Consider the following 14,253-nt stretch of genomic DNA (forward strand, 5'->3'; position numbering starts at 1 on the left):
ACTTCATCTGATCCGCGCGCCGCCGGGACCCGCGGGTCCCGGCGGCGCCCCCTCTGCCGTCCGCACCGCCCGACCCAGGAAAGGATCCGATGACCGACCGCCTGTTCACCGAGACGCTGCTCGCCGCCGTGGGCGAGGACCTGCTGCGCACCCGGCTGTCGGAGGACTTCGTCCGCGCCGACGTGGGCGCGGCGGCCGTGGCGCCGTTGCTGACCTTCGAGGCGCTCAGCGACCTGCTCAGCACCCACCAGTTGGAACCGCCCCGGCTGCGGCTGCACCGCGCGGGCAGGCCGGTGCCGCTCGGCGACTACACCACGGTCGGGGAGGCCTCGGGGGTGACGCGCCGCCTGGTGCGCCCCGAGGCGCTGTACGAGCAGCTGCGCGGGGGCGCGAGCCTGGTGCTGGACGGCATCGACCGGCTGCACCCGCCGATCCGCGCCGCCGCCGACGACCTGATGCGCCTGGTCCACGAACGCGTGCAGGTCAACCTGTACCTGATCTGGGGGGACTCGCACGGGTTCGACACCCACTGGGACGACCACGACACGTTCATCGTGCAGCTGGCCGGCACCAAGCACTGGCAGGTGCACGGCCAGGGCACCCGCCCCTACCCGATGAAGGAGGACACCGACCACGCGCACCGCCCCCCGGAGGGCACGGTGTGGGAGGGCGTGGTGCACCCCGGCGAGGTGCTGCACGTGCCGCGCGGCTGGTGGCACACGGTCACCGGCACCGGCGGCGTCAGCATGCACCTGACCTTCGGGTTCACCCGGGCCACCGGGGTGGACTGGGCGCGCTGGCTGGTGGAGCGGCTGCACGACGTGGAGTTCGCGCGCACCGACCTGCCCCGGTTCGCCGCCCCCGAGGAGCGGCGCAAGCACCAGCACGCGCTGCTGCGCCACCTGGTGGACCTGGCCGAGCAGCACGGCATCGACGACTTCCTCGCCGACCGCGACGCCCGGTTCCCGCGCCGCCAGTCCTTCTCGCTGCCGTGGGCGGTGGACGGCGCCACCCCGGGACCGGACACCGTGGTGGAGTTCACCCCGATCCTGCCCGCGGCACTGCGCCAGGAGGAGCAGAAGGTCGCGCTGACCGTGGCGGGCCGCCGCTACGCGTTCCCGCAGACGGCCCGGCCGCTGCTGGAGGCGCTGGTCGAGGCGCGCACGCTGACCGTGGCCGAGCTCGCCGAACGCGCGGGCGTGCCGGTGGACACGGCCGCCGCGTTGGCGCGGGTCCTGGTGCGGCACCACCTGGTGCTGCTGCGGTGAGCCCGTCTGACCTGGGATTGTGCCAGTAGGTCAGAATTGCCAACCCAAGTTAATTTAGGCTAGCCTCAGTTCTGCGTCCGCACCGCGCGCGACCTGTCGCGCCGTCTTCACTCACCCCACGCAGAAGGGCTCCTCGGACATGGCACACCAGCGTCCTCCCCTCGCGACGGTGGTCGACGCCTGCGCGCCGCTGAGGTTCGCCCCCCTGCCGGACCTGCGCACCCGGTCGCTGACGCGGCCCGTGGAACAGCGGGACGTGGAGCAGTGGTGCCGTGCCGACCTGCTGGCCGTCAAGGGCGCGCTGGGACCGGTCTACGACGGCTTCGTCGCCGCCACCCGGCCCGGCCACCGGCTGCCCGCGGCCACGCACTTCCTGCGCGCGCTGCTGCGCGAGCCGATCTTCCTGGTGGCGGCGGGCCTGTACCTGACCGGCCGCGCGCCCCTGCTGGACGCGGAGCACCTGTGGTTCCCGGTGCGTGCCGACCGCACCGTCGGCACGCCGCTGGTCACCGGGCCGAGGGTCGCGGTGACCGCCGACGACGCCTTCGCCGGCCATCCCGACGCGGTCGTGCTCGCCAACGCCGACGAGGTGACCCGGGCCGCGGCGGGCGCGATGGTGGCCGCGTTCACCCCGGTCGTGGAGGCGCTGTACGCCCACACCCGGGTGGGCAGGCGCACCCTGTGGGGCTGGGTGCTGGACACCACCCACTTCTACATGCTCAACCCGGCCCGCTTCCTGGGCCGCGACGCCCGCGCCGCCTGGGAGCGCGCCGACCGCCTGGCCGACGCCATGCTCGCGGCCGGGGCGGTCACCCGGTCCCGGCCCCGCCTGTTCCCGTTCCGCGCCGACCACCCGCGCGGCACCTGGGCGGTGCGCGGCACCTGCTGCTTCGACTACAAGGGCGACCCCGCGCACGGCTACTGCACCACCTGCCCGCTCAAGTGCGACACCGAGCGCCGCGACGAGCTGCAGGAGTGGCTGCGCAACCCGGCCCTGGCCCCCTGACCCCGGCGAGCCCGTCCCCGGGGCCGCCGGGAGTGCTCACCCAACGGCCCCGGGGACAAACTCCCCCGCCGGGGCCGGCCGGTCACGGTACCCCGGTGCGGGTGACCTGATGGCACCGGGCATCCGGCAGCGGGCCGTCACAGGTCAAGGCGCTGTACCGGTACACGGCTCGACGGCCACCACCCTCCCGTCCAGCAGGCACCGCAAGCGGCAAGGCACCGTTCTCGTCCCTCCCTCCAGAACCGTCGATGCCCTCCCGGAGGGAAGCGAGCAGGTCGCACCCGCACTCCGTCGCGGACCTCCCCGGCCTGCCGGAACAGGTTGCGGGCACGGGCTGGGGCATCGACAGCCAGCGGGTACACCGCTGTCCTGGCCGGTGAGTCAGCCGGTGGTGGCGGGCCAGTCGTGGGAGTGTGTCCGGTGTCGGCGAGCCAGGTGCGGATGCCCTGGGCGGGGTAGTCGATGGTGTTGTGGGGCAGCAGGTGGGGATCGGCCCACACGAGCCCGCCGCACTTGTGCGGCTCGGCGCTGCGGGGTTCGCCCTGCCAGATGCGGGTGGTGAAGAACACGCCGATGCGGGCCAGGTCGGGGCGCTGGCGGTGGTGGACGACCGCGGCCAGGGCCAGGGTGTCGGGATCGACGGTGACGCCGACCTCCTCCCGCACCTCGCGGGCCGCGCCGTGGTGGAGCGCCTCGCCCTCCTCCAGGTGGCCGGAGGGCAGGTGCAGCATGCCGTCGCAGTATCCGGTGTTCTGCCGCTCCAGCAGCAGGATCTCCCCGTCCCGGTGCAGGATGACGTGGACGTCGACAATGCTTCGGCAACGCTCCGGCATGACTCCTCACCTGGAACGGCTGACCGTACTGCCCCTCGTAGGGGCGACCCGAGAGCAAGTCGCCGGCCACACCCCACCCCGAGCACCGGTTCCGGCGGCTTTTCAGCGGACCCCCGGTAGCGCACCAGACCCCGGCGTGTCGCTGAAAACCAGGGGTCTGCCTGGCCCGCTCACCGAGTGTCACCGAGGACCAGCCTGTCGACGCCTGCGATGCGGAGACGAAGCCCGACGCCGCCAGGAAGCATGCAGACGATCCCATGGCTCCCCGTGGACGAGGAAGCCGCCGCCGCCCGCGAGGCGATCGCGGCCCCCGCGTGTGCAGGGAGTGCCTTCAACGGCCTGTCGGACGCCACGGACGACCACCGGCATGGCCTTGATGACCATGGTCATAGGGACAAAACAGACGCTTGTTCCGTCCCTATGACCATGGGAGACAGGGAAGCGGTGTGCTCCCCGCGCATGCGGGGATGGTCCGACGGATGTCAGGAGGCGGGGTCGGGGTCGGTTCTCCTGCGACGGCCGTAGCGCCACTTGAGGTACTTGCCCTCGCGTTCGACGCGGCGCATCTCGGTGTAGAGCCCGTCGGGGTCGGGTGCAGAGACCACCTGACCGCCCTCGGGTAGCGGCCAGCACCCGAACGCCCAGTAGCGGCGGGTGTAGGGCCCCCAGATCACCACCCAGGCCCCCTGCTTCTGCCACTCGATGTGCGCAGCCACGTCACGGCGGTCGGGATCGTAGAACTCGCCTTCCGCACGGCCCGTCCCAGCACGCTTGCCCAACCGGAGGCTTCCCTTCACACGCTCCACCGGGGCGGCGGGAACCCGCCCCCGTCAAGCGTCACACGGTCTGCGGCCGGAGAAAAGACCGTCTTCGGAAAACGGACCGAAATCGGTCACTTTCCTTCATGTCGCCGACATGTCCTTTTCCCTCCGCTGCCGGGGTGGCGGCCGCGTTTACCGTGGCCGGGCGTCAGCCTCCAGTGCCGGCGTCTCTCAGCACGGAGGCGCGCGCCTTCTCGACGTCCGCGACTCGGGGGCTTGCCGCTCCCCAGCGGGCCAGGGCCTCCTGGTGGAGCTGTTCAAGGCTGCCGAGGGCGCGCTGCGGGTCGTAGACGCCCGTGATCGAGGCGGCGCCGACCCGGATGGCGTGCCACTGCTCGGAGTCCGCGGCGAGGACCCGCTGTCCCTCGGCGTGGGGGAACCGTCCCAGTACCGCGAGGATCTCGGCCAGGTGCAGGCGCCACCGCAGGGTGTCCCCTGCGGCGTCCTCCGCCGGGGTGGCGGTGGTGATGAGCCGCTGCAGGACCTTTGCCGCGGGCAGCAGGCGTCCGCGCCTGGCCCAGCGCAGTGCCAGGTTCTCTTGGTCTCTGCGGTCGGCTCTGCGGTCGCGCGGGGCGAGGAACCCGGCTGCGGTGACCAGGACCGCGCCGAGGCCCGCCACGTATCCGCCGATCGAGGGGCCGCCGGAGACACCGGCGTGGTAGGCGTAGGCTCCCACCTCGCTGGTCTCCAGCACCGACCAGGCGAGGGCGAGCAGCCCGCCGACGATCAGGAGGGGGCGTTCTGCGGGACGGGTCCGTCCGGTCAGCGGGACCGCCGCCGCGACGAGGGCGGCGAGGAGGGCGTAGAGGGCCAGCAGCACGCCGATCCCGCCCTCGCGTCCGGCGTGTGAGCCGGCGTCGACGACGCGGTCCGTGTGGCGTCCGCTCACCCAGGGCAGCACGAGTCCGGCGACGGCCAGCAGTACCGCTCCCGCGGAGGCCGGCAGCGCGGCACGCAGGGGCGGGGCCGTCCAGTCCACCCGCCCACGGGCACGGGGCCGTGGGCGGGTGTCGGTTCCGTGGTGCTCATGGGGTCAGCCTTCCGGGGGCGAGGGGTCACAGGGCGGCGACGGGCAGGCACACGACGGGGAGGAGCACCACTGCGGCGGGGAGCAGCAGGCGCAGCCAGCCGAGGCCAGGGCCGTGCACGGCCCTGGCTGCCAGCAGTGCGCTGCCGGGGCCGACGAGCACCAGGGTGGCGGTCGCGAGCAGGAGGCGGGGCAGGCTGGCGCCGGGGCCGGGGAAGAGCGGGGCCAGTGGGGTCTCCTCGGCGATCCACTGGCCGACCTGGCCCAGTTGGACCGACAGGTGGAAGAGGCCGACGACCGTGAGGACCAGGACGACCAGGGGGAACACGACGTAGAGGAGGCAGGTGGCGTAGGAGGCGTCGCCCTCTTTGCGGCTCTGCTCCTCCCAGGCCCTGTTGGCCTGGTCCAGTTGTCTTCTGTACTGCTCTTCTGCGTTTCTCTGCCACTCGTCCACGGCGCCCCGCTCAGTTTTGTTCCGGTGCCGGGGCCAGGGCGCGCTCGGCCCGCCCGCGCAGGATCCGGGTGACGAGGGCGACCAGGACGGAGGCGGCGACCAGGCCCAGGAAGACGTTCTGCCTGAGCGTGTTCTCCGTCTCGGCGGAGGGGAAGACTCCTGAGGTCCAGAGGCTGATCATCAGCACCTGGATGAGCACGGGGCTGATCCAGGCCACCGTCCAGAGCAGGAAGGCGACGGTGTACCAGGTGCGCGGGGGCCGGTGCGCACGAAGTAGTGGGGTCTGTGTCTGGGCACGGGGGGACCTTTCGGAAGGCGCGGAGGCGTTCCTGTCGGGTGCTCTCGGACGGTGGATGTCTGCGGTCCCACCACCTGTGCGGGTCTGCCGCGGAATGATACTTCCGCAGCTCCCCCCATTCCCGTCCAACTGGTCGGTACGTCTAGGTCAGGGGTGCCGGGCGGTCTTTGTCGCCTGCGGGGCGCTGCGGCGGCCTCCTTCCGGAAAGCGCGACGGGGGCGGTGTCCCGCCCCCGTCGCGCGTCGCGGGGTCCGCGGCCGGGCCTCTGCCCGGTTGTGCCGTTACTCCTCGTCCTCGTCGGCGGCGTGGTGGTCGAGGTTGGACACGCCGCGCCGCCAGTAGCCGTCGACCTCGAAGTCGCGGCCGCGCACCAGGCCGCGCTCCTTGAGCAGGCGGCGGATCGGCTTGAGGGCGTCGGCCTCGCCGCCGACCCAGACGAACACCCCCTCCGCGGGCAGTTCCGTCTTCTCCAGGGCGCGCAGCAGCAGGTCGGTGGTGCCGGGGGCGGCGCCGTTGCGGTGCAGCCAGGTGATCTCGGCCCCGCGCGGCGCGTCCAGTTCCTGCTCCTCGGCGGCGTCGGCGACCTCGAAGAACGCGGTGACCGAGGCGTCGCGCGGCAGTTCCTCGATGCGGCGGGCGGCGGCGGGCAGCGCGGTCTCGTCGGCGAGCAGCACGTAGTGGGAGTAGTCCGGGTAGTAGACGGTGCCGCGCGGGCCGAGTACGCCGAGGCGGTCGCCGGGCTTGGCCACGGCCGCCCACCGTCCGCCGGGGCCGTGGTCGTGGACGACGAAGTCGATGGTGAGCAGCCCGGCCTCGGCGTCGAAGCGGCGCACCGTGTAGTCGCGGTAGATGACGCCGGGTGCGCGGAAGTTGAGGCAGCGGTCGTCCTCGACGACGGGCAGCACGTGCTCGCCGGTGTCGGGGTCGGGGAACCACAGCTTGACGTGGTCGGCGAAGTTGTCGCTGCGCAGGCCGGCGATGTCGGGCCCGCCGAAGTCGACGCGGACCATGCGTGGGGTGATCCGCTCGACGTTGACGGCCTCCAGCACCCGCGGCTTCAGCGGGTACATCTCGACGGTGCGTTCGCTCACCGCGGCGGTCATGGGCCACTCCTCTGTTCGGTTGCGGTCGGTGACGGGCGCGGGCCTATTCGGCCCGTGCCCGGGGTGACGGTGTGGCGGCGCTCGTCTCGGCGCCGTCCTCGGGGGTGCTGTCGGTGAGCACCCGGGCGGCGCGCAGGCCCGGGAAGGCCAGGGCGAGCACCGCGACGGACAGGGCGGTCAGCACGCCGCCCGCGGCGACGGCGGCGGCCGCGCCCAGCAGGGGGGCCAGCGCGCCCAGGGTGAGGGCTCCCGCAGAGTCGCCGACGGTGGCCTGGGCGGTCCAGACGCTGTTGACCCGGCCGCGCAGCGTGGCGGGGGTGTGCGACTGCAGCAGGGCGTAGCGCAGGATCTCCTCGCTGACCTGGGCGTGGCCCAGCAGCACCAGGAAGACGAAGGCCAGGGGGAGGACGGGGCTGAGGCCGAGGCCGAGCACCGCCGCGCCGCACACGGCGACGGAGCCGAGCAGTGCCGCCCCGGCGCGGCGCACGTGGCTGGTCCAGCCGCTGGTGAGGGAGCCCGCCAGAGCGCCCAGCGCCGGGGCGGTGTAGAGCAGGCCGACCACGGCGGGACCGCCGCCCAGGACGGTGTCGGTGAACTCGTTGATGAGCACGTGCGGGGCGGCGAACAGCAGTTGCGCCAAGCCGAGGAGCAGCAGGGGGCCCACTACGCGGTGGCGGGTGGCGAAGCGGGCGCCGTCGACGACCGCGCGCAGCACCGGTTCGCCGCGCTGGTCGGTGTCGGGGTCCAGGCGCGGCAGCCGTCCCACCAGCACCGTGGTGACCAGGGACAGCGCCGCGGTGAGCGCGTAGTTGCCGCCCATTCCGGCGGTGGCGATGAGCACGCCGCCCAGGGCGGGGGCCAGGACCGCCCCGAGTTCGCCGTTGAGCGCCAGCAGCGCTCCGGCCGCGGGGAGCTTGTCGCGGGGGACGAACCCGGGTGCCGCCGCCTGCAGTGCCACCGCGCTGAAGGCGCCGAAGAAGCCGATGAACAGGGCCGCCGCGTAGACGACCCACAGCAGCGGCTGTTCGGGTAGGACGCTGTTGGCGGCGAGCACGGTGTAGCCCACCACGGCGGAGGCGCGGCCCACGACGATGAGGCGGCGCCGGTCGCCCCGGTCCGCGAGCACTCCGCCGACGAGGGTGCCGCACAGTACGGAGACGGCGTTGGCGGTGTGGACCGTGGCGACGAGGAGGGACGAGCCGGTGAGCCCGTAGACCTGGGTGGGCAGGGCGACGGCGGCGAACCCGAGTCCGAAGACCGAGACGATCCTGGCGGTGAAGACGATCCGGAACTCCCGGCTGATGCGCAGCGGAGCGGTGTCGATCATCAGGCGGGCGAGTCTCACGGCGTCCTCACGGATCGATGACAACAACCCCACGGGTCGTTACTTAGGCAAGGCACACCTTAACATCACCGGGCCGCGTCGTCGTGGTTCTCAGCCGAGAAGCGTTCCCGGCTTCTGGTCGCTGCCGGGTACCGGCTCGGCCGGGTCGTCGCCGAGCGCGACGATGCGGTTGTTGGCGTCCACGTGCACCACCCTGGGGCGGTGGGTGGCGCGCTCGGCCTCGGTGAGCTGGGCGTAGGAGATGATGATGACCAGGTCGCCGGGTGAGACCAGACGGGCGGCGGCCCCGTTGATGCCGATGACGCCGCTGCCGCGCTCCCCGGTCAGCACGTAGGTGACCAGGCGGTTGCCGTTGTCGATGTCCACCACGTGGACCTGCTCGCCGTCGACCAGGTCGGCCGCGTCCATCAGGTCGGCGTCGATGGTGATCGAGCCGACGTAGTGCAGATCCGCCTGCGTGACCGTGGCGCGGTGGATCTTGCCGTTGAGCATGGTGCGCAGCACCGTGGACCTCCTCGCGGTCGTCTGGGTTGTCCGGGACGGGACGTCGGCCCGTCTCCTCCGTGTTCGACGCCCCAGGTTAGGGGGCGGCTCGCCGGAGCCGGTGAGGCGGGTTCCCGGTGTGGCGCGCGGCCGCACGGCCGCGCGCCCGGTCAACGGTCGCGAACCGGTCCCGCGGCCGCGTCAGCCGTGGGCTTCGAGGGCCTGGCGGAGGCTGCGCGGGCGCAGGTCGGTCCAGTGGGCGTCGACGTACTCCAGGGCCTCGGCGCGCGAGGCGGGTCCGAACACGGTGCGCCACCCCTGCGGGACCTCGGCGAACTCGGGCCACAGGGAGTGCTGGTCCTCGTCGTTGACCAGGACGAGGAACACGCCTTCCTCGTCGTCGAACGGATTCACCATGGGTTTTGTTCCTCTCCTCTGGCTGGGGCCGTCCGCCGCTCCTGCGGCGGACGCGGCGGTCACAGGCCTGCCAGGACCTCTTCGATCTGGTCGAGGACGGCGTTGGCCTGGCTGTAGGTGCGGGCGGCGCTGTAGCGCAGCGGGTGGGCCTGCTCCGCCTCGACGGCGGGCAGGTCCTGCCACAGGCCCTGGTCCAGCAGGGCCTCGGTGAAGGGGTCGGGCTTCCCCTGGGCGTCGGTCTCGTAGAAGACGACGTCGGCGTCGAAGAGCTGGTCGAGTTCCTCGTAGGAGTAGAAGGCGGCGAAGTTCTCGCCCGCGGCCTCCCGGGCGCTGCTCTGCCGCGCGCCGAGCGTGTCGAGGATCTCTCCGCCCCAGGCGTTGGTGTTGACCACGGCGAACTCGCCGTCGAGGCCGAAGACCACCGCGAAGGTGGTGTCGGCCAGCTGGTCGGCGTAGCTGTCGCGGATCTCCTCGATACGGGTCTCGAAGCGCTCCTGTTCGGCCTCGGCGCGCTCCCCGTCGCCGATGGCCCGCGACAGTTCGAGGGTCATGTCGCGCAGCCCGGCTCCGGCCCCGTCGAAGTCGTAGAAGACGGTGGGGGCGATCTGCTCCAGGTCCTCGCGGGTGGCGGCGTACTCGTCGTGGCTCTCCACGCGCACGCCGCCGATGATCAGGTCGGGCCGGGCCTCGGCGATGGCCTCCAGGTTGATCTCCAGGCCCGCCGACTGCACCACCGGGTAGTCGGAGAGCTGGTCGAGTTCCTCGGCGGTGTAGAGGGTGGACACCGGTTCGATCACGCCGACCGGCTCGATGCCGGCCTCCAGCACGGCCTCGGTGCCGAACTCCAGGGCGACGATGCGCTGGGGGTCGGCGGGGATGTCGACGGGGCCGTAGTCGGTCTCCACGGTGACGGTCTCGCCCCCGGAGGCGCCGTCGGCCTCCTCGGCCGGGCCGCCGCCGCAGGCGGTCAGGGCGAGGAGGAGGGCGAGGGCGCCCGCCACGGGGGCGAGACCGCTGCGGGGGGATGTCTGCTGCTGCACGGTCGACCGCTTTCTGTCCGTGGTCCGGTCCTCCTGACCGGAACCTTGATTTAGGGAAGGCTTACCTAAGTAAAATAGGGGATCCTGATGGATTTCCTGACTTTCCCGATCGGCTGTGTCCGTATCGTGACGTTCTCGGGGACCTATGCGGACCGGCCCTCGGCGCGCCGCAGCGCCTCCTCCAGCAGCGGCCCGACCACCGACAGCGCCGCCGGCCCCGTCAGGTCGTTGTGCCCGCAGTCGACCTCGTGGTCGACCACTTCGCCGGTGACGTACCTGCGCCACAGCCGCGCGCTGATCCCGCCGTCCGGGTCGCGGTCCGCGGCGGCGGTGAAGAAGTGCAGGTCCCCGTCGTAGACGCGGTAGCGCGCCCGGTACATGACCTCCATCGTGTACCCGCGGGCCCGCACCACCCGGTCGATGGTGTCCGCGTCGAACTCGGCCCACACGCCGTCGCTGTCGCGCAGGAACTCCACCACCTCCTCGCGCCGGTACGGCCTGCTCAGCCGGCTCGGCAGCTCCCGCTGGGAACTGGACAGCAAAAACTCCAGCGCCTCCTGCTCGGCCTCCTGCGCGTCGGGGACGCCCCCGGCCGCGCGCACCTCCGCCGCGTCGGTGGGGTAGGTGTCCAGCAGCGCCAGGAACGGCACCCGCTCCCCCTCGGCCTGCAGCAGGGTGGCCAGGGCGTGCGCGACCTGCCCGCCGAACGACCAGCCCACCAGGTGGTAGGGGCCGTGCGGCTGCACCCGGCGCACGTGGCGGGCGTACAGCTCGACCAGCTCCTCCATGCTCTGCGGCACCTCCTCCCCGCGCAGTCCGGGGAACTGGACGCCCACCAGGGGGCGCTCCCGGTCCACAAACGGCGCCAGGGCGGCGTAGGACCAGGCGAACCCGCTGGCCGGGTGGAAGCAGAACAGCGGGGGCCTGCGTCCGCCCTCGCGCAGCCGCAGCACGGTGGCCAGCAGGTCGTCGCGGCGCTCGGTCTCCAGGTACTCGCGCAGCCGCGCCACGGTGGGCGCGGCCAGCAGCGTTCCCGCGCCCACGCGCACCCCCATGCGCCTGCGGAGGCGTCCAGCCAGCCGCATCGCCAGCAGCGAGTGGCCGCCCAGTTCGTAGAAGTCGTCGTCGATGCCGACCCCGTCGACCCCCAGGACCGCGGCGAAGTGCGCGCACAGCTGCCGGTCGGTGTCGTCGCGGGGGCCGCGGCCGCCGCGTTCGGGGGCGGCGGGCGCGGGCAGCGCGGCGCGGTCCAGCTTGCCGTTGACGGTCAGCGGAAGCCGCTCCAGCTCCACCAGGTGGGCGGGGACCATCGCGGCGGGCAGCACGTCCGCCAGGCCGCGGCGCAGCGCCGCGGGGTCGGTGCGCGCCCCCGCGGCGGGCACCAGGTAGCCGACCAGCTGCCGGCGTCCGGGGGCGTCCTCGCGGACCACCACCGCGGCCTGGGCCACCTCCGGGTACTCCTCCAGGGCGGCAGCGACCTCGGCGGGCTCCACGCGCACACCGCGGATCTTGACCTGGTCGTCGACGCGTCCCAGGTAGTCGAGGCGGCCGTGGGAGTCCCACCGCACCAGGTCGCCGGTGCGGTACATGCGCGCCCCCGGCTCCCCGAACGGGTCGGCGACGAACCGTTCGGCGGTCAGCCCGGCCCGCCCCGCGTACCCGCGGGCCAGCCCCACCCCGGACACGTACAGCTCGCCGGGGGTCCCCGGCGCGACCGGCCGCAGCGCGGAGTCCAGCACGTACACCCGGGTGTTGGCGATGGGCCCGCCCACCGTGGGGGTCTCGCTGTCGTCGGTGCCGCCGCCGAGGGTGTTGATGGTGTACTCGGTGGGCCCGTACAGGTTGTAGCCGAGGACGCCGTCGGCGTCGCGCAGCGCCCGCCACACGGTGTCGCTGACCGCCTCCCCGCCCAGCAGCACCAGGGCGGGCCGGTGCCGTCCGGGGTCGAGCAGCCCGTCCTCGACCAGCTGCCCGCAGTAGGACGGGGTGACGTTGACCACGTCGACCGCGTGGCGGCGGCAGTAGTCGACCAGCCGGTCGGAGTCGCGGCGCAGCTCCTCGTCGAGCAGGTGCACCTCGTGGCCGTCGACCAGCCACAGCAGCTCCTCCCACGACATGTCGAAGGAGAACGACACGGTGTGCGCCACGCGCAGCACCCGGCCGCCCAGCGCCTCCACCACCGGCCCGAAGATCGTCTCGCGGTGGTTGACCAGCATGTTCACCAGTCCGCGGGCGGGGATCTGCACGCCCTTGGGGCGGCCGGTGGAGCCGGAGGTGAAGATGGTGTAGGCGAGGTGGTCGCCGCGCGCCGGAACGGGCCGGTCGGCGTCTCCGGGGTCGGTGCCGGCCATGCGGGCGAGCTCGGCGCGCGTCGCGGGGTCGTCCAGCACCAGCAGCGGAGCGCCGCCGGCGGGCAGCCGGTCGCGCACGGCCGTACCGGTGACGGTGAGCGCGGGCGCGGCGTCGTCGAGCATCATGCGCAGCCGCCCGGGCGGGTGCTCCAGGTCCAGGGGCACGTAGGCGGCGCCCGCCTTGAGCACCGCGAACAGGGCCACCACCCAGTCGCTGGAGCGGGGCAGGGCGATCGCCACCGGCACCTCCGGCCCCACGCCGCGCTCCAGCAGCAGGCGGGCCAGCCGGTTGGCGCGTCCGTTGAGTTCGGCGAAGGTGAGCGTCGCGTCGCGGGCCACCAGCGCGGTGCGGTCCGGCCACTTCCGCGCCGACTCCTCGAACAGCTCCACCAGGCTCTGGTCGGGCAGGGCGCGCGCGGTGTCGCCGTGCGCGGCCGCCAGCGCCGCGCGTTCGGCCTCCGACAGGACATCCAGGGCCGCCACCGGCCGCTCCGGGGCCGCGGTGACCTGCTCCAGCAGGTGCCGGAACCGGTCGAACAGGGTGCGGGCCTCCTGCTCGGCGACGACGTCGCCGCGGTAGGCGAGGCTGAGCCGGAACTCCTCGCCGGGCTGGGCGACCAGCGTCAGCGGGTAGTGGGTGGCGTCGACGCCGGTGACCGACTCCAGGCCGGTGGCCTCCCGGATCCGCTGGTAGCCCTCGTCGTCGTAGGGCAGGTTGCGCAGCACGTACAGGGTGTCGAAGAGGCGCTGGCCGCCGAGCGCCCGCTGGATGTCGGCCAGGCCCACGTGGTGGTGGGGCAGCAGGTCGGCCTGTTCGGCCTGGACGCGGCGGAGCAGGTCGGCGACCGGTTCGCCGGGGCGGATCCGCACGCGCACCGGGACGGTGTTGAAGAACACCCCGACGATCGACTCCACGCCGTCGATCTCGGGCGGGCGGCCGGAGACGGTGCTGCCGAAGACGATGTCGTCGCCGCCGGTGCGAGAGCGCAGCACCAGGCTCCACGCCGTCATCAGCACCGTGTTGACGGTGACGCCGGTGGTCCTGGCCAGCGCGGTCACCCGGTCCAGCAGGGCGGTGCCGACGACGGCGTCCACCGTGCGGGGCATGACCGCGCCGTCGCCGCCGTCGGCGGACGGCGCGACCAGGGTGCCCTCCGTCACGCCGTCCAGGGCGCGCCGCCACGCCTCCAGCGCGGCGGCGTGGTCCTGCTTCGACAGCCACACCAGGTAGTCGCGGTAGGGGCGGGGCTCCGGCAGGCAGGACGGGTCGCCGCCGTTGCGGTACACCTCCATCAGCTCGGCGTTGTACCGCTCCCCCGACCAGCCGTCCATGACGATGTGGTGGAAGGTCAGCACCAGGGCGTCGCGGTCGGCGGGCAGGCGCACCAGGACGTGGCGGAGGAGCGGCGGGCGGGTCAGGTCGAAGCGGCGCTCCCGCTGCTCCACGCGGAGCCGGTCGAGGCGGCGGTGCGCCTCGGCCGCGTCCAGGTGCGACAGGTCCACCTCGCGCCAGGCCGCGGACAGTTCGCGGGGCACGAACTGGACGGGGCGTTCCACGCCCTCGTACCAGATTCCGGCGCGCAGCGCGGGGTGGCGGCGCAGCAGGGCGTCGGCGGCGGCGCGCAGCGCGGCGGCGTCCACCCTGCGGGAGAAGGTGAAGACGTTCTGCACGGTGTAGACGTCGAGCTGCCACTCGTCGACCGTGGCGTGGTAGAGCAGCCCCTCCTGGAGGGGGGCGAGCGGGAGGACCTCCTGGATCTCCCGGGAGTCCGCGGCTGCGGTGGTCATGGTCGTCTCTCCTCCTGCG

13 protein-coding genes are annotated in these 14,253 nt (G+C 73.2%); 2 read left to right on the forward strand and 11 right to left on the reverse strand.

Features of this window, described 5'->3' with window-relative positions:
- Nucleotides 1–89: 89 nt before the first annotated feature.
- Together FOF52_RS08930 and FOF52_RS08935 are read left to right on the forward strand one after the other, a co-directional pair.
- On the forward strand, nt 90–1,268 hold the full coding sequence (locus tag FOF52_RS08930) for a cupin domain-containing protein (protein ID WP_248593363.1): 1,179 nt from the start codon (nt 90–92) through the stop codon (nt 1,266–1,268).
- 139 nt (nt 1,269–1,407) lie between these two features.
- The gene (locus FOF52_RS08935) at nt 1,408–2,274 is read left to right on the forward strand and encodes a (2Fe-2S)-binding protein (protein ID WP_248593364.1); all 867 of its coding nucleotides are present in this window, start codon (nt 1,408–1,410) and stop codon (nt 2,272–2,274) included.
- 137 nt (nt 2,275–2,411) lie between these two features.
- Here FOF52_RS08935 and FOF52_RS08940 read toward each other — a convergent pair whose 3' ends face one another.
- The 11 genes from FOF52_RS08940 to FOF52_RS08990 all read right to left on the reverse strand — a co-directional run bounded on the left by FOF52_RS08940 (nt 2,412) and on the right by FOF52_RS08990 (nt 14,234).
- On the reverse strand, nt 2,412–3,107 hold the full coding sequence (locus FOF52_RS08940) for an NUDIX hydrolase (RefSeq protein ID WP_248593365.1): 696 nt from the start codon (nt 3,105–3,107) through the stop codon (nt 2,412–2,414).
- Between the two features lie 482 nt (nt 3,108–3,589).
- Entirely contained in the window at nt 3,590–3,886 is a 297-nt protein-coding gene (locus tag FOF52_RS08945) for a hypothetical protein (RefSeq protein ID WP_248593366.1), read from the reverse strand.
- A gap of 190 nt (nt 3,887–4,076) precedes the next feature.
- Nucleotides 4,077–4,907, reverse strand: a complete 831-nt coding sequence (locus FOF52_RS08950) for a hypothetical protein (protein WP_248593367.1) — start codon at nt 4,905–4,907, stop codon at nt 4,077–4,079.
- 76 nt (nt 4,908–4,983) lie between these two features.
- On the reverse strand, nt 4,984–5,409 hold the full coding sequence (locus tag FOF52_RS08955; protein ID WP_248593368.1) for a hypothetical protein: 426 nt from the start codon (nt 5,407–5,409) through the stop codon (nt 4,984–4,986).
- 10 nt (nt 5,410–5,419) lie between these two features.
- Nucleotides 5,420–5,626 carry a hypothetical protein gene (locus FOF52_RS08960; protein WP_248593369.1) on the reverse strand — a complete coding sequence of 69 codons (207 nt, stop codon included), beginning with the start codon at nt 5,624–5,626 and terminating at the stop codon, nt 5,420–5,422.
- 362 nt (nt 5,627–5,988) lie between these two features.
- Entirely contained in the window at nt 5,989–6,810 is an 822-nt protein-coding gene (locus FOF52_RS08965; protein WP_248593370.1) for a siderophore-interacting protein, read from the reverse strand.
- Between the two features lie 43 nt (nt 6,811–6,853).
- Nucleotides 6,854–8,155, reverse strand: coding sequence for an enterobactin transporter EntS (gene entS / locus FOF52_RS08970; protein WP_248593371.1), 1,302 nt, complete (start codon nt 8,153–8,155; stop codon nt 6,854–6,856).
- 90 nt (nt 8,156–8,245) lie between these two features.
- Nucleotides 8,246–8,659: an aspartate 1-decarboxylase gene (panD, locus tag FOF52_RS08975; protein ID WP_248593372.1), complete on the reverse strand. Its 414-nt coding sequence runs from the start codon at nt 8,657–8,659 to the stop codon at nt 8,246–8,248.
- A gap of 180 nt (nt 8,660–8,839) precedes the next feature.
- A complete protein-coding gene (locus tag FOF52_RS08980) occupies nt 8,840–9,055 on the reverse strand; it encodes an MbtH family protein (protein WP_248593373.1) in 216 nt (71 codons plus the stop codon).
- A gap of 59 nt (nt 9,056–9,114) precedes the next feature.
- Nucleotides 9,115–10,095: an ABC transporter substrate-binding protein gene (locus tag FOF52_RS08985; RefSeq protein ID WP_248593374.1), complete on the reverse strand. Its 981-nt coding sequence runs from the start codon at nt 10,093–10,095 to the stop codon at nt 9,115–9,117.
- Nucleotides 10,096–10,238: 143 nt separating this feature from the next.
- Complete coding sequence (locus tag FOF52_RS08990) at nt 10,239–14,234, reverse strand: non-ribosomal peptide synthetase (protein ID WP_248593375.1); 3,996 nt, start codon at nt 14,232–14,234, stop codon at nt 10,239–10,241.
- Nucleotides 14,235–14,253: the final 19 nt, after the last annotated feature.

Origin of the sequence: Thermobifida alba (genome assembly GCF_023208015.1) — a bacterium.
GTDB classification, from domain to species: domain Bacteria; phylum Actinomycetota; class Actinomycetes; order Streptosporangiales; family Streptosporangiaceae; genus Thermobifida; species Thermobifida alba.

What these genes read in the sequence shown, in the direction of transcription:
- FOF52_RS08930 (WP_248593363.1), top strand. Translation starts at nt 90, where the DNA reads ATGACCGACCGCCTGTTCACCGAGACGCTGCTCGCCGCCGTGGGCGAG.
- FOF52_RS08965 (WP_248593370.1), bottom strand. Translation starts at nt 6,810, where the DNA reads ATGACCGCCGCGGTGAGCGAACGCACCGTCGAGATGTACCCGCTGAAG.
- FOF52_RS08940 (WP_248593365.1), bottom strand. Translation starts at nt 3,107, where the DNA reads ATGCCGGAGCGTTGCCGAAGCATTGTCGACGTCCACGTCATCCTGCAC.
- FOF52_RS08935 (WP_248593364.1), top strand. Translation starts at nt 1,408, where the DNA reads ATGGCACACCAGCGTCCTCCCCTCGCGACGGTGGTCGACGCCTGCGCG.
- FOF52_RS08980 (WP_248593373.1), bottom strand. Translation starts at nt 9,055, where the DNA reads ATGGTGAATCCGTTCGACGACGAGGAAGGCGTGTTCCTCGTCCTGGTC.
- FOF52_RS08990 (WP_248593375.1), bottom strand. Translation starts at nt 14,234, where the DNA reads ATGACCACCGCAGCCGCGGACTCCCGGGAGATCCAGGAGGTCCTCCCG.